We start from the raw sequence: 22,884 nt of genomic DNA, 5'->3' as shown, positions 1-22,884 counted from the left end.
CTGAAAAAATGGATTACCTGTTTGCCTGGTGATCCAGGTAGGCTTTCAGGAACTTATCATTCAACTCATCACTGTCGCCATAGTATTCACGTAATTCTCCCAGTCTTTTGTGCAGCATTTCACGAACATCAGCATACGCCGGATCGTCGTAGATATTTTGCATTTCCATGGGATCGGTTTCCAAATCGTACATTTCCCATTCGTCGATGTCGTAATAAAAATGCATCAGTTTGTAGCGATCGGTAGCTACTCCGTAGTGGCGTTTCACCATGTGCACCGACGGATATTCATAGTATGTGTAGTAAACTGCGTCGCGCCACTCACCGGTTTCACCTGCCACCAGTTTTCGAAATGATTCTCCCTGCATTTCTTCCGGCACATCAATTCCGGCATAATCGAGAAAAGTGGGTGCAAAATCGAGGTTTTGCACCAAATCAGCGATTACTGTTCCTGGTTTTATTTCTTTCGGAAAGCGCATTAAGAGGGGTGTTCTGAATGATTCCTCGTACATGAAACGTTTGTCGAACCAGCCGTGTTCACCCAAATAAAACCCCTGGTCGGAAGTATATACCACAATGGTATTTTCTGCTAACCCGGCTTCTTCGAGGTAATCGAGTACTTCTCCCACACCGTCATCAACTGATTTGATGGTGCGTAAGTAATCTTTAATATACCGGTTGAATTTCCATAGCGCAAGTTCCTTCCCTTCGGGCATATTATTTAAAAGCTCCTGATTTTCGCTCTCATAGGCAGCCATCCAGTTTGCGCGTTGTTCCTCGTTCATTCTTTTTATGTCGTTGTAGAAATTGGTGGTATCGCCATTGGGGTCAACAATCAGCTTAAAGTCGTGGCCCCACATGGCATGCCCGTCAATTTGCATCTCCTGCTCTTTGGCTGCTGTTCCGCGTCCTTCATAATCGTCGAAATAATTTGAAGGCGGATCAAAGGTCTTGTCGTCGTAAAGGTTCACATATTTTGGTGCCGGCAGCCAGTTTCTATGAGGCGCCTTCTGATGATAAAGCACACAAAAAGGTTTGTTAGGGTCACGTTTGTTTTTCAGCCAGTCCAGTGTAGTTTCCGTGATAATCTCGGTGCAATATCCTTCTTTTCTAACCCTTTCGCCATCAATTAAAAAATCAGGATTGTAGTATTGCCCCTGTCCAGGCAGTACCATAGAAAAATCGAATCCCTGCGGAATGCCGTCGAGGTGTATTTTTCCAATCATGGCGGTTTGATAACCATTGGCCTGCATCAGTTTCGGGAAGTTGTCCTGATCCCAGTTAAAGGGCTGCACGTTATCCACTTTTCCGTTTAAAAAACTGTGTTTGCCGGTAAGCAAAACCGCCCGGCTGGGTGCACAAATAGAATTGGTAACCGTGGCTCGTGTAAAAATGGCCCCCTCTTTGGCCAGCCGGTCAATTTGAGGCGTTTCGTTTAACCCGTGACCATAAGCGCTGACGGCCTGGTAGGCGTGGTCGTCGCTCATAATGAAAAGGATGTTCGGCTTTTGAGCTTCTTGTTTTTGAGGCGCACAACCAAAAATGCCGGCACCGACAGTTAACAAGGCAATTGAATTGGAAAAAAATCGGTTCATAATATTTATTATTTTGAAGATTGAATAACTACGTTAATTGCTGTACAAGTTTACAAAAAATGAAAGAGCTATAGAAAGCTGGCAGAAAAAGAATGGAGAATATTTTGTTTGAACGAATTAATTGTCACCTGTTTTTTCTTCAACTACATCTCCTTCAGGGTGGCCTTCTATTTGATTATTAATAAGTTCGGGTGCAAGGCCATTGGATTGGATGTAAATGGCTGCTTTTTGCGTTTTTTCACCTGAACTTCTGAATATATTCTCTTTCAGTATTAAATCGCGGGCAGGTGAGTTGATAGAAAATCCGTAACCTCCGTTTTTTGTGCCATTGTTTTCAATAACGTTTTTCACAAAAGTGTTGCGGTGCGGTGCATTCGATTCCCGCTCTCCGCGCAGATGAACGCCGTCACTTTCATTTTCGAAAATGTGGTTTCCGGTAAAAATGACATCAGAATCCTTATGTCCGGTGCAAATGCCAAACCGTCCGTTGTGGTGAAATTGGTTGTTGGTAACTGTACTTTGGTAAACCCGCCAGCAGATAAAAAGCCCGTCGTTATCGTTGTGGTGCACGTTGTTATTTTCGATTATGGTGAAGGGCGAACCCGTTCCCGGGTGCATCCCGGTGTTTCCACTTCCCGAAATCTCGCTGTTGCGGATGGTTACATTTTCAGTAATCTGCCAACTGATTCCTTCGCCATTAAAATCTTTCACATGCACATTATCCACGATTACTTTTTTCGATTTCAGGATAAGAATTCCCGCGCTGTTGCAGCCGTCGGCAAAAAAGTTTTCGGCCCGGTTGCCGTCGGCAGTGAGGTTGGAAATGAGCACATTTTCGGCTTCAATTACTTCAATGACTGACGAAGCATTGGAAACCAGTCCGTCGCGGTCGGAGCGGTAATCGCGAATGAGGTAGCTGTCAATGTAAATAGTATCATCCTGAATATCGGTGATGTATGCCGTGGAAACATTCCAGCAGGAACTGTTGTTCTGATCAGTTACCTGAATTTTCATACCCGGTTCGAAACCGTCGGAATTTTCCACAGTGAGTTTCAGTTCTGCGTAATCGGCATCCACCACAAATCGTGTTTGTATTCCTTTGCCGCGTTTCAGAATGGTTTCCCTTCCCGAACCAATCAATTTCACATTCGATTTCATTCTCACTGGAGCGGTAATTTCGAAAAGCCCTGGATTGAGTTTCACCGTTCCGCCGGTTTTGGAAACAGCGTCAATGGCATATTGAACAGACTGGTTATTGAAACCGCAAACATCGGCATCACGTCCGCCAACTGTTAATTCTTTTTCTGCCAATTTGGGAGAAACGAGTGCATCTACTTTTTTTTCAGTTGGTTGGGCAGATAAAAAATGAGTGCCTGCTAAAAGGAGGAAAATGAATATCAGATTTTTCATAATTAATGGTATTTGTTTTTCGAATGAATTATTCGTTGTCAAATCTTATAATGTAAACCTGCCGGCATCTGGTGTGGGTGGAGTTAAAACCAATCATGTCGCCGTTTGGGCTCCAACGGCAGTGAATGTCGCAGCGCCAGTGGCCGGTGAATTCCTCGGGCTGGGCAAACCGGCCCAAAGGAAGTACCGCTTCGGTTTCCATGTCCATCAGGTAGATTTTTTGTTCGCGCAATCCGCGGCTTGGATAGGTGTCGGTAATCATCCATTTTTCGTCAGGAGAAAAAGTTCCGTGGCCGTCGTAGTCGAGCAATCCGTTTCCGAGGCGTTTGTAATCCTGTTTTCCAACGGTAAAAAGCACATGCGCATATTGCTTGGCATCGTAGTTTGCTGTAACCATCAGTTCATTGTCATTCAACCAGTCGAAATGCGAGCCTTCCCATCCATCCGGAAAGCATCGTTGCAAATTAGTCCCGTCGCGGTTTACGGTCAGTGAAGTGGTATTTCGGTGTGGAATGGCCCGTGCCAGCCAGAAAATTTTACTTCCGCCCCGGCTGAACAAGGTGTGATTGAAGTATTCGATTCCCTCTTCCGGGATTTCAGGAACAAGATTTTTTACCTGTGCAATGGAAACAATCAATTTTGCTTCGCCGGTTTCCAGGTTAACAAGAAAAATACCGTCATCTTCAGGAAACTGAGCACCGGCTTTTGCATCCTGACCTTCTCCGCCGTAGCCGTAATCGGTGCGTGTGATTCGCAACCGCGCAAAGTTTATGCTTACTGCTTCCTTTCCGTTTGGTGAAACGGCGCTAACAGGGTAGGGGATTGTTTTAATTTCTTTTTTGGTGTGCACATTCAAAATTACCGAAACAAACCGGCCTTCGCGAAAATCGTTATAAATGATGAGTGAATCAGGCGAAGTGCCCAGCCAGTGGGCCATACAACCCTGCTGAAAGTTCCATGCCCGTGTTTGGGTAAGCGGAATGAATTCGTTTGTTTCCAAATCAACCAGACCGAGTGTTGCTGGATCGTTTTCATCCGGAAGGCGGTGTTTTACATCGGTTTGCAAAACAGCAATATACCGTTGGTTTGCACTCCACGAGTTGATGCCGTAATAGCTTGCGAGCAGGTGCTCTTTTCCGTTTTCGGTAATCTGAACCGGCTCCGAAGGTTTGGGAAATGCGACGGCGATTCCCGTTTCATCTGAATTTGTGCTGCAGGCGAAAAGTATGGTAAGCAGAAAAACAGAAATAGTTTTAAATACAAGTGAATGGTTTTGAAACAGTTTTAGGAAAATCTTCTTGGGAATAGTTTTGAAATTATTTGTCATCGCTGATTTTTTTTGTTGAATCAATCAAAGATAGTTTTTTCTTTATATTGCTCATGGACTTTTTCAAAGGATACAATTCAGAAACTCATTAAAAAGTAGATTCTTTTTTAGTTGATTAAATATTGCCGTTGTGCTTTAGCCAACGGTTAAAAAAAATGCAATGAAGATTGGCTTTAGCCGCATTGTTCGGAATATGCTAAAACCTGTTTTGCCTTGTTGTTATTCGGTCCGATGAATAAATCCAACGGCAAAATGAAAATTCTTAGCTTTCATCCAATTTCCCTGAAATATATGACCAACCATATTTTTTCATAAATTCTTCAACTTCTTCCGTAAAAGATTTTTTTCTATGATGTTGTTCTTGGTTTTCAATGTATTTTCTAACTGTTTGTACATGACTTTCACTTACACTAACAGCCCAGAAATCATCTTGCCATGCGAATTTTTGAGGTGTTGATTTATTTTTGTTTATCCAATAAGAAGACTCACCCTTGATTAGTTGTGAGATTTTACTGATAGTTTGTTCCCTTCCAAGAGAAATAAGGCAATGTATGTGTTCTTTGTGGCCGTTTACACTATCAAGCCAAATGCCTTTCTCTCTGGCGTTTTCACGAATGTGACTAAAAATTTCATTTCTTAATTCTTTTGTTGTTAAAAAGGGAGATTTGTTTTTTGTTGAAAATACCAGGTGTATCCAAATTCTGACCCAACTCATAGGATGCGTTTTAAGATAAAGTTGTATTGTTAAATGTGGCTAAAGCCGTCTCATTTTGTTATTAAACAGTCCGTTGGATAAATCCAACGGCAATAATGCTTCGTTGACTAAATTCAAAAGCAATTTAGCAATTTTTTTGTAATGGTTTTTAATATTGCCGTTGTGCTTCAGCCAACGGTTAAAAAAATGGTGGTGAGAACAGGCTTTAGCCGCATTGATATTTATGAAGCTAAAATCGGATTTAACTTGCTGTTATAGAATCTGCTGGATAAATCCACCGGCAATACATTTTTTTGAGTGAAATTGGTTTCACTTGTAATTAATTTTCCACTAAATATATCCTTCTATTCCAGCTTTTCCAATTCCACCCACAGCGGGAAAACAGTTCTTCCCTGGGTTGTGTAAAAAGGAATCAGGTCGCATTCCATTTCAGAAAAATAAACATCTTTCATTTCAATCTCGTCAGCCGGAGTGTTTTTGTTTTCCTGTCGGAATATCAGCGAATTTGTTTCCAGGAACATTGTCCCTTCAGATTCAAGAGGTTGAATAAATTTGAACCGGATGTTGTATTTTCCTTCCTGAATTTTCACCTTCCAGAAACCAAATACTTCCTCCTGAGTCCAGATTCCACGGGATCCACCGGCATCGTTTCGGTTCAGGTAAACCGGGTTTTCGTGTTCACTTCCAATAACAATCCGTAGTGAATTTTGCAGATGAGGGGAGTTGGAAATTTCCTGAATCATTTGGTCGAGTTCGGTTTTCATTTCCGAAGCGAGTTTTTTGTTTTCGGGTAAAATGTTTTTTAATTCAAATTCATCTTTTTGAATATTGAAGAGCTCAAAATTTTCCAAAGGTGCATCAAAATTAGTGTGTCCTACCAGCTTGTACGGGCCTTTTTGCAGGGCGATATTTTGGTACAACTCAGGCAGCCTGCGGGTCCAGTAAAAAAAGAGGGGTCGATTATCAAAATCAGCTATATTTTCTTCTTTGAGCAAAGGCAACAGGCTTTTTCCATCAATTTTTCTGTCAATTGGCATTTTGGCGTTACATATTTCTGCCAGCGTGGGAAGGATGTCAATATGTGCTGTGGTGGTTTCAATATCTCGGTTTCCATGAAACAACGCAGGAAATTTTAAAAAGAACGGTACCCGAACTCCGCCTCGATAAACACTGCCTTTCCGTCCTCTCATTCCTGCCACATAGCGGGGCTGTTGCGGTCCGTTGTCAGTCATGAAAATAACAAGTGTATTGTCTGCAATCTTTAGTTCTTCCAGCTTATTCAGGAGTTTGCCCACATTGTCATCGATGTTGGTGACCATGGCATATACTTTCCGGGCATCTTCCTTGTCTTTTTCGCTCATCTGTGGGAATGGCTTGCCATCATTGGGAAAACCTGATGTCGGATCGATGTTTTTGTACAAGTTGTAATATTCTTCCGGAACCTGCAGCGGCGTGTGCGGTGCATTAAACGCGAGGTAACAGAAAAACGGTTCTTCTTGGTTTTTTTCGATAAAAGCAACCGCCTCACTGGTAAAAATATCGGAGCAATAGCCTTTATACCCTTTTTGTTCACCGTTATACCAAAGTACCGGATCGAAATAGCTGCTGTCGCGTTTAAAAAAAGTTGTAAAGTCACCCGGTTGTCCCATGCCGCCGGAAAGGTGAATGAGCGACTCGTCGAAACCCTGGTCGTTGGGTCGGGAAGGATAATTATCGCCCAAGTGCCACTTGCCAAAAGCCCCGGTGGTATATCCGGTATTTTTCAACATTTCGGCAATGGTAACTTCCTCGGGTGCCATAATGGCTCCGCCGTTGTAGGTGTCACGAACGCCGGTGCGCAGCGAGAATCTGCCCGTCATGAGGCTGGCGCGGGTTGGTGCACATACCGGCGAAACATAAAACTGGTTAAACCGGATGCTTTCGCGTGCAAAGTTGTCGAGTACCGGCGTTTTTACGTGAGGGTTTCCAGTATAGCCCAAATCGCCGTAACCCTGGTCGTCGGTGATAATGAGCACTACGTTGGGCTGCCGGGTTTTCTGCGCTGAGGACAGCATTGACGCTGCAATTGTGAAGGCGGAGAGGGCAAGAATAGTTTTCATGGTTTGAAACATGGTAATTTGATTTATAGTAAAAACTGCACTTCAGATAATTCCCTGCCAATTTGCTGAACCCCGTTCAGAATTCGTTTGGTTTGAGATGCGGATGGTTTTTTGATCCCTTTGATATACTGGGAAAGAAGACTTTGATTCATCCCAATACGTTCAGAAAGTGCTTTTGCATTTATGACCTTGTAAAAATCAAAGAAACTCTCCAATTCAAATTCATACTGTATTTCATCTTCTGTATAAATAAATGATTGATCTTCAAATGTAAGATTGACAGCTTCCAAAATCATTTTTTTGAGTTCTTCAAATGTTTCTCCCTGCGTGGCAATCAAAATTTCACCCAATTGGCTGTATGCACTGTATCCGGTATCTTCTTTAATAATTTTTACTTTTATTTTTGGTTTCCTCATCTTTTTGTGATTTTAATTTTTGCCTGTTTTAGAATGGCAGATAATAATCCTTTTTTACTTCCCTACCTGAATGATAAGGAACTGTTAGCTGTTCCTTTTTCGTTGGATGTTGCATTATTACATGGCTACCCCGCTGCCTTACCTCAAACCAACCGTCATTTCTCAATATTTTGAATAGTTCATCGAACTTCACAATTCAAAAGTAATAAATTTATTACTCGTGGATACAAAATGTTGTTTAAAATTTTGTGATTGCCATGCAGGAATATGCCTGATTCCGTTTCGGTTTCCTAATGAAATATCATCCAGCGAAACGACTATTTTTTCGTAATTATCATTGATATTTTCAAGGTTCCCAATATACTTGAAAAGGGTATTGAAATTGGTGGCAACCTTTATATTTTTAAGATAGTCCACCAGATTGGGCATGGAAACCGGATTGGAAATATTTGGCATATTTATTCTCTGTTTTACCGGTGTCCATTGTCAATTATCTCCTTCAACAATGCAGACAATTCAGTCACTTTCTCCGGATATTGAAAGAACAGGTTGGTGCTTTCCAGAGCATCTTCCTTTAGGTTGTACAACTGACCTTTGGGGCCTTTTTTCCCTGGTGTAAGTTTCGTCGGATGCGAAAATCCGCCCGAGCCAAGCCCGTCAATGTATTTCAAGTCTCCCAAACGGATCGCATAATAACCGCCCGACGAATGGTGCACCATCGATTCGCGGACTATTTTACCGGTTTCACCAGTCAAAATGTGCCAGAAACTGAAACTGTCTTCAGCCTGGCCTGCTTTGGATTGTTGTCCGGTGAGGTCGCAAAAAGTGGCAAAAAAATCAGTGAGGCTGACAAGTTGGTTGCAGTTTTTAGCTGCTTTAATTTTTTCCGGCCACGAAATAACGAGCGGTACCCGGTGGCCTCCGTCCCACACATCGCCTTTTTGACCTTTGCGGTCCTGGTTGGAGTCGTGGGCAAAAAGTTCAATTTCTTCCTGCGGCCAGTAACCACCGTTGTCGCTTGAAAAAATGAGCATGGTGTTTTCATCGATTCCATTGCGTACCAGCGCATTTTTAATTTGCGCAACCGCATCGTCGATATCAAAAATAAAATCGCCATAAACTCCAACTGATGATTTCCCTTTAAACTTTTCAGTCGGCATCCAGGGTGTATGCGGACCGGTAAGCGGCAGATAGAGGAAAAACGGTTTCTCCCGGTTTTCATTGACTTGTTTTTCAATAAATGCTACACCTTCTTTTACAATTTCCGAATGGCAATTTTCCACCCTGAACGACCGCGACATTTCGCCCTGCCGCCACCAAACGCCTTTTTCCCAGTAAACAGCTTCGTCGTTGCTGTGTTTTTTGTCCCACGCAAATTCAGTGTTTTCCAGTCGGGCAGGGTAGTGGTCGGTGGTTAAAATCATATCCGCGTCAACAGCTTCGTGGTTCCGCAGAAACAGGTATGGCGGAATATCGAGCGAGGCCGGGTGGATAAATGAGTAATCGAATCCATAGTCGTTGGGGCCGCCGGTTACTTTTTTGCTGAAATCCACATTGGAATAACCTGCTTCTGCATCAAGAACCGGTTCATTTCCGTCTTTGGTTTGCCAGCCCACACCGAGGTGCCACTTGCCAATGCAGGCTGTGGTATAACCGGCATTTTTCAGCAGAGATGCCAGGGTTTCCCGTTCAGGTTCAATTACCGGTTTAGCAAACCCCCAGATGCCGCGGGCTGCAGCATCTGTTCGAAAAGCATACCTGCCGGTAAGCAGTCCGTAACGCGACGGCGTACAGACCGATGCACTGGCATGGGCTTCGGTAAACGTAATGCCTTTTCCAATCAGGTTATCGATATTTGGTGTTTGTGTCCGTGCCAACGGGTTGAGTCCGCTTACATCGCCATAACCCATGTCGTCGGCAAAGATGAAGACGATGTTGGGTAACGGGGGATTGCCGGAAGCAGTTGAATTATTTGAAAAAAACAAACATGCTATACCTGTGAAAAGTGAAAAAGCACCTCTGAATAACTTCATGATAATCGAGTTTAATTACGAGATGTTAAAGATATCACGTAATTCTTTATTGCTCAAATTTCCAACCCAGTTTTCACCGGTTGCCACCGTCATCTCAGCCAGGGCTTTTTTCTGCTGAATCATGGCATTGATTTTTTCCTCGAAAGTATTTTTGGTGATGAACCGGTGTACCATTACATTGTTTTTTTGTCCAATGCGGTAGGCACGGTCGGTAGCCTGGTTTTCAACTGCCGGGTTCCACCACAGGTCGTAATGAATGACATGGCTGGCTGCAGTTAGGTTCAATCCGGTACCGGCTGCCTTCAGCGACAAAAGAAAAACCTTGTCGGCATGATTATTCTGAAACCGGTGAATCATTTCCTGACGTTGTTTGATGCTGCTCCCCCCATGATAATAGAGTGGTTCCAAATTATAACGTTCTGAAATAAAGTGTTGAAGTAAACCGGCCATTTCGGTAAACTGGGTAAACAGCAACACCTTCTCCTGGCTCTCTATTATGCTGTCCAGTTTATCGAAAAGGAGTTCTGTTTTTCCGCTTAGCGAAGCATCCATTTTCCCATTTTTCAGGAATTGTGTGGGGTGGTTACAAATTTGTTTCAGGGCCAGAATCATTTGCAGCACCAATCCCTGCCTCACAAAAAGTGATTTCTGGTTGGCAGGCGTAATTCCCTCAATTTCATCCATCGCTTTTTCCAGTGTTTTTTCGTAAAGGCCAGCCTGCTCTTTGGTGAGGTTGGCAAAACTGTCAATTTCTATTTTTTCGGGAAGGTCGGAAATAATGGTTTTGTCCGATTTCAACCGGCGCATGAGAAAAGGCGCGGTTACCCGCTTCAGTTTATCCGCCGTTTCGAGGTCGTTCAACTGCTCGATGGGATTACCATAAGTTTCGGTAAATTCTTTCAGGCTGCCCAGAAAACCGCGATTGCTGTAATCCATGATGCTCCAAAGTTCGCTCAGCCTGTTTTCGACCGGTGTTCCGCTTAGTGCGATAAAATTGTCCGATTTAATGGATTTTACCGCCTTGGTTTGGGCTGTGTTTTGGTTTTTAATATTCTGCGCCTCGTCGATTACCACGGCGTGCCAGTTCCCTTTTTTCAGTATTGAAGCATCGCTTCGTGCAATTCCGTAAGAAGTAATCAGCACATCGTAATCGTTCAGTTTTTTGAAATCGCGCTGGGAACCATGATAAATTTCAACGTTAATGCCCGGGGCAAATTTTTGAAATTCGGCCTGCCAGTTGGTCAGCAAACCGGTTGGGGCAATTACCAGTATTTTTTGGTCGGCAAGTATTTTTTCCTCCTTGAATTTCAGCACAGCGGCAATAACCTGAATCGTTTTTCCCAAACCCATATCGTCGGCAAGAACTGACCCAAATCCGATGCTGGCATTGCGGTAAACCCATGAAAACCCACGGCGCTGGTAGGGACGGAGTTGTGCCACCAATCCTTTGGGAACAGGAATTTCTTTGAATTCAGTCAACTCCTTAATCAATTTTTGCACCTCTTCGTCGATGAATATTTTAGCGCCGCCGTATTCGCCTGAAAGGGCAGCCCGCAGCATCTGGGCCGACGAAAGCTCCTTCGACTGTGAAAAGTGTTTGTAAAGTTTCTCGAGGTCCTGCTTTTCCACATAAATGTACTGTGTTTTAAAACGAATTAACCCCTCCGATTTTTGCAGAAGCTTCCTGAATTCGGCTTCATCCATTATGGTGTCGCCAACGGCAACCTGCCACTCAAAGTCAAGAAGTTTGTCGAGCCGCAAATAAATTTTTCCGGAGGTTTTGCTTTTCAGTTTTACGCTGGGTTTTGGTTTCAGAATTTGTTGCAACGATTTGGGCAGTAAAACCGAAATATCGAGCAGTTGAATGGCCGGAATCATTTGCATCAGAAAAGGGGAAAAGGTTTGGGTGCCCATCACCAGTTCCCTCTTTCCACCGGAATTGATAAAGGCATCGAGCCCGGGAATAAAGCTGCTTAACTGGGTTAGCGATTGCAATATTTCAAATCGCCTGTGAGCGTATTTGTCCAGGTTCAAAATTTCGGTAAGCGGAACAGGCTCTTCCCACAATCCTGTTAAATCCTGAATGTTTATTAAAATTCTGAATTTATCTGCATTTGTTTCTTCTACAATCAACACCGGACGGTAGTTTCCCCGGGTGATGTAGAATTTTTGCAGCCACGACATGATGCCGCCTGCCAGCGCTTCCTCGCCGGGACTTGAAAATGAATAGCTTTCATTTTTGAAAAACAACTGCTGAAACAAGTCTCCATCGATGTTGTAACTTACGAGGCTGACGATTTCGGTGATAAACAGTGAAAGCAGATTTAAAGCCGCTTCCTTGTCCACCGGTTTTTGTTTGTTCCGGTAATTGCCGGTGAACACATCAGGCGGAAGTATCGTTTCCAGTTCGTCCACCAGCTTTTTTACTTCTTTACTGAGCATAGCAGGCAGCCAGCGCACAGCATACTGTTTATCGGGCAACTGAACAATTTGCGGCACAATGGCGCCATTGGCAACCAGTTGAAGCGCCAGATGCAGAACCGTATGCAACGAAGCCGTGGAAGGCTGGTAATCATACGTTTTAGTACTTTGAATATGGGAGAGTTGTTGTAAAAATTCGCTTACAGAATATTCTTTTTCGTTTACAGTAACTTTTGCCTTTAACGATTCATCGAGGCGCACATGGTTGGTGGAATGATAGTCGATATGCTGTTCTTCGGAATACGCATTTGCGAAAAAATCAGGCAGGGCGATTTTCCCTGTGGCAGCCCGCTGTGTATTTTTTACAATGCGGTTAAGCGTAGAAAGGTATTTGTCGCGGAAATCGCTCCCCGACGCCGTGTAAAATGCCGGATTTGGCGAAAGCAGCGAGGTTAACGGGCCATGAATGGGGTCCAGTTTTGCAAAGGATAGTTTCCGGTAGGCCTGTTCAGGGTCATATTCTTTTTCCAACTTTTTCTTACCAAAAAGAAGGTCTTGTATTTTGGGAATATCAATGTGTTGTTTATTGATGAAAATGCCAAGTTTCTCCAATTCCGAAAACAGATCGACATTGTGCAGTGAAAATACCAGGAAAGGATTGTTGTCGATTTCTGCTGAGACTTTGTAAATTACCGACGCAAGGTGTTTGCACGGCACAGCCCAGTCGGGACATGAACATTGCATTTTCAGGTCGTTCCACTGGCCGGGAAAAACTTTCAGTCCGTGTTGTTGGGCAAGTTCAAGCACATCGGGGTCGAGTTCGCGGTTCAGCAACCTGGAAATAATCACCGGACGTTTGGTCAAGTCACCGAGAAAATTACCCAGTTCAGGGTCGAAAAACGGCGGCAGAATAATGTCAACCTTGTAGGGAGAAGGGCGCCTTCCACGAACTTTTGCAGAAATATGGTTGCCGGTAACTTTTATTTTTTCAACCGCCCCTTTCCGGGCGTAGGAAGCGCCGCGCGGTAAGCGGTTACTGTAGTCGATGTTGTTCAGCGAATTCAGCCATTGCTCGCCCCACCATGTTTTTCCAAAAGCAGATGCCATAAAAATGGATTTTTTTTGAGTTAAAACCGTTCTTTGAATTGTTTTTCAAAAAAACGAAATGAAAGCTGCACTACGAATGAATTGGCGAAAAAATTATTAAAATTTCAGGAGGAGTTATGAACAGGGGAGAGAAGTTTCTCATGGATAACAGGTATTTGAAAATTTTCCGCCTTTACGTAATCCTCCTGCGAAACTAACTTTTTCCAACTCCAGAGTCTGAAAAGCATTTTTTCGGCTAAAAATTCTTTTCAAAAATGAACAGTGAAACGTTAATAAAGCATGACAGAATAAACTCATCCGATTTGTTTTCTTAGTTTTGTATGCTTAATTTTAATCGCGAAATGTTTTAGGTAATGACTCAAAACGCTTACATAAAGGAGATTGTCAGATATGGTCTGGAAAACGATCAGGAGAATCTTTTGGCAGTTCTTAATCAGTTAATTGAGCATTCGCGGAAATCGAAGCGGATAAATTTTGCCCTTCAATTGCAATCAATCCTGAAAGAAGGATTGAAACATCAGCAAACAAAGGGGCTGGCAAAAGTTGGTTCACAAAAATTTCTGTTAAAAGAAGAAGAACGAATTATTGATGAGCTGGTAATTGATAAACTTACTTCTGATTATACCCTTGAAAATCTGATAAGCAATAAAACAGTCCGTGAAGAATTACAATATTTTTTAAAGGAGCATCATAGCATTCATGTTTTAGAAGATTTCTCTTTGCCGGTGAGCAATAAAATTCTTTTTTACGGACCTTCCGGATGTGGAAAAACCCTTGCTTCCTATGTGGTTGCCGGCGAGCTCGAAAAACTCATTTACGTGATTAATTTGGGCGCAATTGTTTCATCCAAACTGGGAGAAACCAGTAAAAATATTTCTACCATTTTTAAAAAAGCAGCTACCGAAGACAGTATCATTTTTCTGGATGAATTTGATTCGTTGGGTAAAGTACGTGATTACAACCAGGATCACGGAGAAATGAAACGGGTGGTAAACACTATCCTGCAGTTGTTTGATTACCTTCCGCAGGAAACCATTGTAATCGCCGCAACTAATCAGGTAAACATGATTGACGAGGCCTTATTAAGGCGTTTTGATTTGAAACTGAAACTTGAATTGCCCAACAAAACCCAAATCCGTGAATTGATAAAACTGACGCTTCAAAATACTCCGTTTAAAATTGATGATAAAAAACGTCTTACCCGTATCGTTGGTTTACTGGAAGGACAATCTTATTATTTTGCTCAGAAAACGTTAATTAATGCCATAAAACGAACCCTGTTCAGCCTTGAACACAAAAAAGATGTAAGCCTGAATGTCGATCTCTGTATTTGGGAAGAAATAATCAAAACCTCAAATTAATCCGGATTAGATTTCTGCCTCAAGTTCTCCGATTTCAATAATTGGTTCAAGTGTATATACAGCTTCCAACTCTTCATGTAGATCATATAATTCTTCGTTTTTTAGCGGACTCTGTCTGATGTTCATTAATCCAGTTTCACTTTTTCACTTTTGTCCGTTTTTTCACCATTCATCTTTGGAGATAATATAAAATCTGTTGGTTGTACAACCGGTAGTATAATATTTCTGAGCAAAGTCCCATTCGTTTTCTCTATCAGTATTCCTCTACTCGTAGAAATCGCAATGGAAACAAGCGAGGTTTCCAATGGAATATTCATATCGAAATCATTATTTGATCTCACATCAAAATGTTTGTATAATTCTTCAACTTCATATTGAGTTATAATTGATGTTTTCAGAGCAGTGTGTTTTTTATTTTCTATTTCCATCAGGTAAAGTAAACTCACAACTACAGCAAATTGATTCTTTTCAACATCCCATCTGTAATCAATTTTAAATTTTACCTCAAATTCTTGTTCCGGATCTATCTTTAGTTTAAAATTTACAGGATTAACATAGGTATATTCCAATATATCGGCATTTATGAGTTTAAATTTCGCAGGTACATTCTTTTCCATGATGTTATGCATTATTTTCCAATAAAAAAGGTTGTTGTTCAAAGCTTCTTGCAGGAACTTCATAACCATCATCTGTTCCATTTAATATAGAATCTTCTTGTATTAAGGGAGTTTGTTTTAGTTTCCATGAAATTGTTTTGACTCCTGCAGCATCTTCTTCAATAAATTCATCTGCATTCACAAATTCAATTTTGGGAATTTTATCAATAGCCAGAGATAATTCAACTAATTTGGATATTTTATGATTGAAATCCCCATTTAATATTTGTGATATATATCCTTTCGAAACACCTAACTTTTTAGCAAATTGAGTTTTATTTAGGTTATTTTCATCTAAATAATTCAATAATTCATCATACAATTCAAATTGGATTTTTGATGTCCAGTAACCTGGATTTTTAAGTAATTCTTTACGTTTCATTCTTTACGGATTTTATAGTCTAAATATCTTGACTTTATGCTTCTAAATTTTCTAATATCTTTCTTTTGTCTGTTCTTATAGCCGCCTAAAACAATAATCTTACCATCTGTTTTTTTTATCAGATAAATTCTAAGATGTTTTGTTTTTACTTCATATTCTTTAACCAATTCCTTTTCAGGAGTAATATCCTTAAATTTTTCATTTGGCAAAGATTCACCATTTGAAAGTCTTTCCAGAATCTGCAACAAACTACCTAATTCATTATTATACTTTTGATGACGTTCTTTTATTTCATCTTCAAACTCCTCAAAATAACAAACATCATTTTCAATAAGAAGGTCAATTTCCTGCTTTCCAACAATAGAACTTAATGATTTTAACGCAAATTTAGTCATAATGTTTAGTTTGAGCTAAACTTTTGGATTTTTTTTAATTTTAAGAGTATCTACTATTGCTTAAAGGCAACAGAGTTTTATTAAAACAACTTTTCATTTTCACTTTAGTTTATACACTTCCCACTCAGCCAACTCCTCAATCCCCGCCTTTTCGTAATCCTCCCGCGAAATAATGCCGGGCAGTTCCGGGTCAACAATTAATGCCTCATCGTAAGTGAGTTCGTAGAGCTTGTAAACCATGAGGTCGATTTGTCTCTGAATAATTTGAGTATCTTCTTTTAGATGCAATTTATCATGAATGCTGGTAACCTTCTCAATAAAAAAGGATTGGCTTTGGCTGTCGGCAGGAACTATCGGTAGAACTGACAAATATGTTGGTTTCACATTAACATCAGTATAATAAGCACGATAATATTTATTAAGCAAATTCGAATTTAATAATGCTAAAAGAAAATATAATTTGAATGAATCAGTTTTTTTATAAAAATAAGTAAGTGAGTTTAATGGAATATAATTGCCTCTTACAAACGCTGCTTCTATCCATCTGGCAGACAAATTCAAACTATTGGTTCTGACATATTGTACAATTATTTTTTCAAATACAAAATATTCTTTGAAATAGCTTTGTGGCAATCCTTCATTAGTTGTTAAATATTTTGGTGTCCAGTTTATTTCATACAATGCTGCAATATCGGAACCTGCAATAACAGGGTACTTTGTTTCTTGTGTTGTTATGTACTTTGAATTATTTCCAGTTCGCAAACCATATTTCAAATTATATAGGTCTTCAAGCGGTTCAGAAATTTTTTCCATTTTCGAAAATAAATCTCTTTCCTTATTTGTCAGATATAGTTTCCATTCTTTCTGCCTAAAACCTTCAATTATTTTAAAAGGCACTCTGTATTTTCTGTAAATAATTGACGGATCGGAAGGAAAAACTTGTTTAATAGTTATATTTTCATTTGAATTTTTATGGGAGATAGATACTGTATGAACTCTTGTATCTTTTGCACCTGAAAAAGGTTTATAACAATCAAACACATCATTGATTTGGTAATTTGATACTAACCAATCTCTAAATAGTGATGCACCTCTATTGGTCAGCCAACTATCAGGTGTAATAAAACATAAAACGCCTTTATCACTGAGTAGGGAAAGCCCTCGAAAGTAAAAGAATAGATAAGATTCTATCTCACCCTCTAAAACCTTTTTATAATAATCAACATCTTTTAGTGAAAATTTTATTCCATAAGGTGGATTGCCGATAACAATGTCGAATTTATTTTTTACATCAGGAAAAAAATACTTTGTTTCAAAAAAATCTACCAACTCACCACGGAAAATATTTTTAAAACTTGCCCATCTATTTAAAAGTGTGATAAATTTCTCTCGTTCAGATTCTAATTTTTTTATTCTCGAATTGGATGCTGAGTTTCGTTCTTTTCTGATTTGCTCCAAGTATTGACTAATAGCTCTTTGATTCCAATGAATAATATCGTTAATATTTGCTATTATCTTTTTTCTAATAACTGCCTTCTGATTTCTGCTTGATTCATTGAAATAATCGGAAATGTTAGTTTCAAGTTCTTTTAAACTATCTTTTGACATAGTATCTACATAGTCGTTCTTTGGGATAGAAATAAGAGAGTTTGCACAAACGAACTTAAATTCGAGGTTAGGAAGAGGATCAATATTTCTGTTTTCCTTTTCATCGATTACTACTTCATCAACAATTATTGAAAGGAAGAATCTTAATCTTGCAATCTCGGTGGCAACTGGCTGGTTGTCAATCCCGTAAATAGACCGCCTGATTAAATTAAGTTTCCTTGCATAATCATTCAAACTTGTATTATCCAGTATTTCTGCTTCTTTTAATTTTGCAGATACAATTTTTCTATAAACGGGATCTTTAATATCATTGAGAACTTGTTCTATGGAGTTTTTTGCATCATGGTCAACTTTTTGAAGGATAAGCAGCATTTTTTGCAATACGCCCATAGGAAATGCACCTGAGCCAACAGCGGGATCAATAACTTTTATATCTTTAATGGCCTCAAATATCTGATTCTCCTCTTCTTTGGTTAATCCTGATTCTTCTTTGCTAAAGTCTAAAAGAGTATCTAATTTTTCAAAATCTATTTTGGTTTTTAAGGAAAGATGTCTTTTTAAACTTTCATCCACCATGTATTCCACAATGGGGCGCGGTGTGTAGTAACTGCCGGTGGATTTACGGGCTGTTTCTCCGGTTTCGGGGTTGATTTCAGCCAGCAGGTTTTCAAAAATACGTCCCAGCATTTCGGGGTCAACCGATAAATCGATGTCGATGCTCGTATTTTCATCGATGGTAAAATTGTAGGTTTCCAGTATTTCAATAAAATCTTTCCACCACTCATCGGGTATTTTCAGGGCATAGTTGGGCCGGTTTTGTGCATAAAAGTCATCGGGTTGGGGCTCAAACAAACCTCCGTTCAGGAACGGGATTTTATCGTAAGGTTTTTCTTTAAACTCGCCCGTTCTTTCATTTACCGGCGTGTTTAATACGTTAAAAAACAGCGGCTCCACCCGGCTGTGGTAATAATTCGGATTAAAGGATATCGCAAAGGTTGACAATACATCTTCCGGGATAAGCGGAATATTATTTGCCGATTTTTTCTTTTTCAGGAACCAGCAGAATACCGTTCTTCCGATTAACCGAACGGCAAATTCCTTGTATTTCTGCTCCTGTCCGTCGTATGGTGTTGAAGGCAATTCCAAAACGTGTTCAAAATCTTGTGTGCGCGAACCCTGTTTTCGTTTTCCTCCCACCAACCGCGAGAACATTACTGCAATCTGGTTGTAAAACTCTTTGTTCACCACTTCCACCGAAAAACGTTGCAGCAAATCATCAAAATCGGTTACCCTGCCCTGTGAAATAAGAAACCGCTGCGGGGTGTGCAGTTTGGCATCTTCGCCCAAAATAAACGAATAGCGTTTCGGGTTGGAATACTCGCGGATAGGGTTATCATTTTCATCCAGTTTCAGGTCGATGGTAACCAGTGAAAACCGATACGTATTTCCGCTTTGTGGCACCAGTACCACCAAAGAACGCCTTTTCCCGAAAGCGGCCATTAAACGGAACATTTCGCGGGTCAGACCCACACGGGCATCGTGTTCCGAGGTGTGACGCACTTCATAAACTGAAAGGTTTAATTTTTTTGATTCACCGAGATAAGTGGCTTGTTCAAAATATTTTGACTGGAAAGGAATATTGATTTCTTCTTCCTGATTGCTGTAATCTTCAGGTAAAAATCCTTCAAGGAATGAATTGAAATCCGGTTTGGAATAGGGCAGGCTAAAGTCAATCATAACAGCGTTTCAGATTTATCGGGTTTATTCGTTTGATTTATAAATTCTTCGGATAAAATTAACAATTCTTCGCCTTCGTCCACACTCCGGGCGCTTTTTAAAATGGTGGAAATGTAGTGAGGCGAAATTTTTTGCGGAATGGTTTCGGCAGCATCTGTTTTAACCTGGTTTAAAAATTTTAGGTAGTGCCGGGGCAACCCGTCGAGATTGATAACATCCGTTAAATCGCCTAAATAATCTTTTAAACCTCCGTTTTGGTTTTGTTGAATTACCTCAAGACGATCGAGCACATCGCGCTTCAGTTTTTCGTTTGGAACCTGGGAGTTTCGTTTAAACAGGTCGGCTTTTAATTTTTCGTACATTGCCTCGAACTGTTCCGATGTTTTTACCGCCTGTTCGCTCAGGCCGGCTTCAAATAACATCAATGCTTCCTCCGGCGACAGCGGATGCGATTCTTTGGGTGATTGTGCCAGGCGGAATACAAAATCGTTTCCTTTTTTGCCGAAAACGATTACACCGTTTTCAGTAGTTGATAATCTTCCGATGCGCGTTCGTTTTGGAATTTCAAGGGCATATTTCAGCAGGTCGGAGTTGGTATCTTTCAGGTTCAGGTAGTAATCTTTGTATTTTACATCCCACGAGCGTTCTTCACTTTTTTCGATTTCCTTTTTATATACTTCATTAAAAAATGATTTCAGTTCTTCTTCGCTGGTCAGCACTTTGGTGTCGTCGCCCAGTAAAGCCTGTATCATGGCAATTTTAAGCGTGGAAATTTGTTTGGTCCGGGTTTCGTTTTCGCCCACCGATGAGGGAAAATAGTTGTAGATAAACAGTTTGTCGAATACTTTTTTATTGATGCGGTTGATGCGCCCGATGCGCTGAATTACACGGGTGGGATTAAACGGAATGTCGTAATTGATAATCATTCCGGCCCGGTGCAGGTTGTACCCTTCAGAAATGGCATCGGTAGCCAGTAAGATTTTGTAGTTGTTTTTCTGTTTGGGGTTCGGAATTCCGGCATCAAATTCGGCGCTGATAATTTCTTTGTTCCTGGCCGATGCATCGCCCGAAGTGTATTTAAAAACCGGCAGTTTCGTTTTCAGGTTTTCATATAAATAATTCACGGTGTCGGCATATTCCGAAAACACAATGATTTTCCGGTGGGATTCCAGTTTAAGATGTTCAGCCAGAATTTTTCCGATTTGATCCAGCTTCGGGTCTTCCTGAATGCCGTTTTCGAACCATTTTTTATACAACGATTTCAGTATTTCAATATCCGATTCCAGGTCTGAGAAGAAACCCTTTCTGATATCCTCAACGGGAATTTCGAACAATCCCCGTTTTTTCAGTTTGGTCAGGTCTTCTTCCAGGTTCATTCCCTTTATCTCGCTCATAAATTCGTCGGAGCTGATGTCGTAATATTTTTCAATATCGGGCAGGTTCCCTTTTTTAAATATGGGCACGGTTTTTCTCACCTGAATCCAGTGCTGGATGTTTTGGGAAGATTGAATCATGTATCCTAAAGTTGATTTAAATGCTTCAACTGAACTTTCGAACCGCTGCACCAACAAGCGCCGCATGAATTTTGAAATTTGTTTCTGCGAGTTTCTGAACAGGTTGAAATTTCCAAACTCTTCTTCAATCCTTTTTTTGTACTTGTCAATGTTTTTCAGATAAGTTACCGGACGGTAGCGTGTGCCTTTGAAGCAGTTTTTGCCGTCATCGGAGGCAATGCGTAATAAAGTGTAAATGTATAGTTCTTCGAGATTGCCCAGGTGATATTCCAATTCTTTCGGTGGATTGACTTCGGGGAATTCAATTTTTTGTTTTTTAATATCCTTTTTATAGGCCGATATTTCTTCCAGGTCTAACCGCGAACGGCGGATAACCAGCGGAGAAATGATCAACCGGATTTGCCGGGCAATTTCTTCCAGTTTCATTTTTATCTCTTCCGGCGATTCCGACTGTTCTTTCTGAATTTTTTCCAGCTTTTTGTATTCCAAAATTAACCGGTAAAATTCTTCGGCCAGGTTGCCCACGGTTTTCAGGGTTGACTTTGCCGGAATCTGAAACAGCTTAATCATGGAAAAAATATCCTGCGGACGGTTGTTGAACGGCGTGGCTGTGAGCAAAATCACTTTATTCCCCTGGCAAAGATTATGAAGAAGGCCGTAATCCGTTGTTTCTTCATTGCGGTATTTATGCGCCTCGTCGATAATAATCAGCCGTTCTTCGCCGTCGGTGTTGCTGTTCAGGTATTCCAAGGCACTGCCGATTTTTCCGCTGCTGAACACTTTGGCGTTAAAGTCGAAATAGTCGCGGTATTCATCATCCCATTGTTTTACCAGATGGGGTGGGGCAATGATAAGCGTTTTCAGGTTTAAATTATGTGCCACCGCTGAGGCAATGATACTTTTTCCCAGACCTACCACGTCGGCAACAATCACCCCATTGTGTTTTTCAATGGTTTTTAGCGCCATTTGTATGGCATCCATCTGGTAGCGCAGGTTCAGGAAACGTTCTTTTGTAATTTCATGCGGATACTTAACTTTCCTGTCCAGATCGATACTGAAATATTCGTGCAGTACCCGGATATAGAGCAGAACAGGTTTGTACAACTTCTCGAACCAGATTTTTTCAATGACATCGTTTTCAAATATTTTGATGTTTTCTTTGTCGGCAATAACAACGGCATCCTTCCACAAAATATCAAAAATCTCTTTTCCTTTTTCGTAGTCGGAATTATCCCGCAAAACAACATTCAGTTCAAACCGTCCGCGCAGCCCCGAACGGGTTAAGTTGGACGAACCAGTGATTACCCTTCCCAAATCTTCTCCGCTGTGCGAGCTGGCTTCATTAAACTCAAACAGGTACATTTTGGAATGGTTGGGGTCTTTGGTTTTGCGGATTTCGAGCGTACCCTTTTTTATTTTTGTATAGAAGCGTTTAAATGCTTCTATATTTTTTACCGAATCGAAAAAATTGGTGTCGTTAAATAACTGCACCAGGCTTTGGTTGTAATTGTCGCGGATTTCGGCACGGGATAAATTTTGTTCGGTAAGTGTTTCCACCTCTTTCACCCGGTTCATCAGTCCTTTTTCGGCTTCGAGGCCAACCAGTACTTTCAGCTTTTTATCGCCAATATTTTCCACAATCTCCTCAAAGCCGGAGAAATAAAAAAAACCAACCAAAAAATACAGGTTATCCGAATCTTTTAAATAGTTGTTTACTACGTCTGAAAGCAGTTTCTCCTGGTTGGTTATGAATTCCTTACTCATTGAAGATGGAGTGGTTTAAAGTAAAGTTTCGAAAATACGAATAATTTTATAGATACAAACCGGATGGGGGCAAAGATAATTGAGATTCAGATTCCATCCTTTTTTAACCTGCTATATAACATATTGCATATTAAAAACAGATTTTTTAATTTGCAGACCATAAAAATCCCCGGCTTATGTTGCCGGCCCAAATAAAGAAAAAGAAAATGATAGAAACCACCAGTAAAACGTTCTCACCGGAAAAAGTTTTCCGGCAAACCGGTCGTTACGGGCAATTCGCTCATTTAATGTATTCGTTTTTATTATCAGGATAAAATAGTAACCAAAGAAAAACCGGCAGGTTTT

16 protein-coding genes are annotated in these 22,884 nt (G+C 40.7%); 1 reads left to right on the top strand and 15 read right to left on the bottom strand.

What is annotated here, in order from left to right:
• Positions 1-13 precede the first annotated feature (13 nt).
• From ACESMA_RS12245 to ACESMA_RS12200, 10 genes are all read right to left on the bottom strand, one after another.
• The gene (locus ACESMA_RS12245; protein WP_372949115.1) at positions 14-1,594 is read right to left on the bottom strand and encodes a sulfatase; all 1,581 of its coding nucleotides are present in this window, start codon (positions 1,592-1,594) and stop codon (positions 14-16) included.
• Positions 1,595-1,711: 117 nt separating this feature from the next.
• A complete protein-coding gene (locus ACESMA_RS12240) occupies positions 1,712-3,004 on the bottom strand; it encodes a right-handed parallel beta-helix repeat-containing protein (protein WP_372949114.1) in 1,293 nt (430 codons plus the stop codon).
• 28 nt (positions 3,005-3,032) lie between these two features.
• Positions 3,033-4,331, bottom strand: a complete 1,299-nt coding sequence (locus tag ACESMA_RS12235) for a hypothetical protein (RefSeq protein ID WP_372949113.1) — start codon at positions 4,329-4,331, stop codon at positions 3,033-3,035.
• Positions 4,332-4,593: 262 nt separating this feature from the next.
• Positions 4,594-5,046, bottom strand: a complete 453-nt coding sequence (gene tnpA / locus ACESMA_RS12230; RefSeq protein WP_372949112.1) for an IS200/IS605 family transposase — start codon at positions 5,044-5,046, stop codon at positions 4,594-4,596.
• A 344-nt stretch (positions 5,047-5,390) separates the two neighbouring features.
• Entirely contained in the window at positions 5,391-7,145 is a 1,755-nt protein-coding gene (locus ACESMA_RS12225) for an arylsulfatase (protein WP_372949111.1), read from the bottom strand.
• 23 nt (positions 7,146-7,168) lie between these two features.
• On the bottom strand, positions 7,169-7,561 hold the full coding sequence (locus tag ACESMA_RS12220; RefSeq protein ID WP_372949110.1) for a type II toxin-antitoxin system HicB family antitoxin: 393 nt from the start codon (positions 7,559-7,561) through the stop codon (positions 7,169-7,171).
• Positions 7,562-7,589: 28 nt separating this feature from the next.
• Positions 7,590-7,754 (bottom strand): type II toxin-antitoxin system HicA family toxin, encoded by a 165-nt coding sequence (locus ACESMA_RS12215; protein WP_372949109.1) that lies wholly within the window; start codon positions 7,752-7,754, stop codon positions 7,590-7,592.
• Positions 7,751-8,017 carry a hypothetical protein gene (locus ACESMA_RS12210; RefSeq protein ID WP_372949108.1) on the bottom strand — a complete coding sequence of 89 codons (267 nt, stop codon included), beginning with the start codon at positions 8,015-8,017 and terminating at the stop codon, positions 7,751-7,753. The genes ACESMA_RS12215 and ACESMA_RS12210 overlap by 4 nt, the downstream gene beginning before the upstream one ends.
• 14 nt (positions 8,018-8,031) lie before the next feature.
• The gene (locus tag ACESMA_RS12205) at positions 8,032-9,594 is read right to left on the bottom strand and encodes a sulfatase family protein (RefSeq protein ID WP_372949107.1); all 1,563 of its coding nucleotides are present in this window, start codon (positions 9,592-9,594) and stop codon (positions 8,032-8,034) included.
• Between the two features lie 15 nt (positions 9,595-9,609).
• Positions 9,610-13,122 (bottom strand): SNF2-related protein, encoded by a 3,513-nt coding sequence (locus ACESMA_RS12200; RefSeq protein WP_372949106.1) that lies wholly within the window; start codon positions 13,120-13,122, stop codon positions 9,610-9,612.
• 353 nt (positions 13,123-13,475) lie between these two features.
• On the opposite strand from ACESMA_RS12200, the gene ACESMA_RS12195 reads away from it, so the two are divergent.
• The gene (locus ACESMA_RS12195; protein ID WP_372949105.1) at positions 13,476-14,483 is read left to right on the top strand and encodes an AAA family ATPase; all 1,008 of its coding nucleotides are present in this window, start codon (positions 13,476-13,478) and stop codon (positions 14,481-14,483) included.
• A 125-nt stretch (positions 14,484-14,608) separates the two neighbouring features.
• On the opposite strand, the gene ACESMA_RS12190 is transcribed toward ACESMA_RS12195, so the two are convergent.
• The 5 genes from ACESMA_RS12190 to ACESMA_RS12170 form a co-directional block, all read right to left on the bottom strand.
• Positions 14,609-15,100 (bottom strand): hypothetical protein, encoded by a 492-nt coding sequence (locus tag ACESMA_RS12190; protein ID WP_372949104.1) that lies wholly within the window; start codon positions 15,098-15,100, stop codon positions 14,609-14,611.
• A 4-nt stretch (positions 15,101-15,104) separates the two neighbouring features.
• Positions 15,105-15,521 (bottom strand): helix-turn-helix domain-containing protein, encoded by a 417-nt coding sequence (locus tag ACESMA_RS12185; RefSeq protein ID WP_372949103.1) that lies wholly within the window; start codon positions 15,519-15,521, stop codon positions 15,105-15,107.
• Positions 15,518-15,916, bottom strand: a complete 399-nt coding sequence (locus ACESMA_RS12180) for a hypothetical protein (protein WP_372949102.1) — start codon at positions 15,914-15,916, stop codon at positions 15,518-15,520. Before ACESMA_RS12180 ends, ACESMA_RS12185 begins: the two co-directional genes overlap by 4 nt.
• 99 nt (positions 15,917-16,015) lie before the next feature.
• Positions 16,016-19,261, bottom strand: coding sequence for an Eco57I restriction-modification methylase domain-containing protein (locus ACESMA_RS12175; RefSeq protein ID WP_372949101.1), 3,246 nt, complete (start codon positions 19,259-19,261; stop codon positions 16,016-16,018).
• Complete coding sequence (locus ACESMA_RS12170) at positions 19,258-22,539, bottom strand: helicase-related protein (protein WP_372949100.1); 3,282 nt, start codon at positions 22,537-22,539, stop codon at positions 19,258-19,260. Before ACESMA_RS12170 ends, ACESMA_RS12175 begins: the two co-directional genes overlap by 4 nt.
• Positions 22,540-22,884: the final 345 nt, after the last annotated feature.

Origin of the sequence: Mariniphaga sp. (assembly GCF_041687215.1) — a bacterium.
Taxonomy (GTDB): domain Bacteria; phylum Bacteroidota; class Bacteroidia; order Bacteroidales; family Prolixibacteraceae; genus Mariniphaga.
This window is presented reverse-complemented; position numbering and strand designations above follow the sequence as displayed.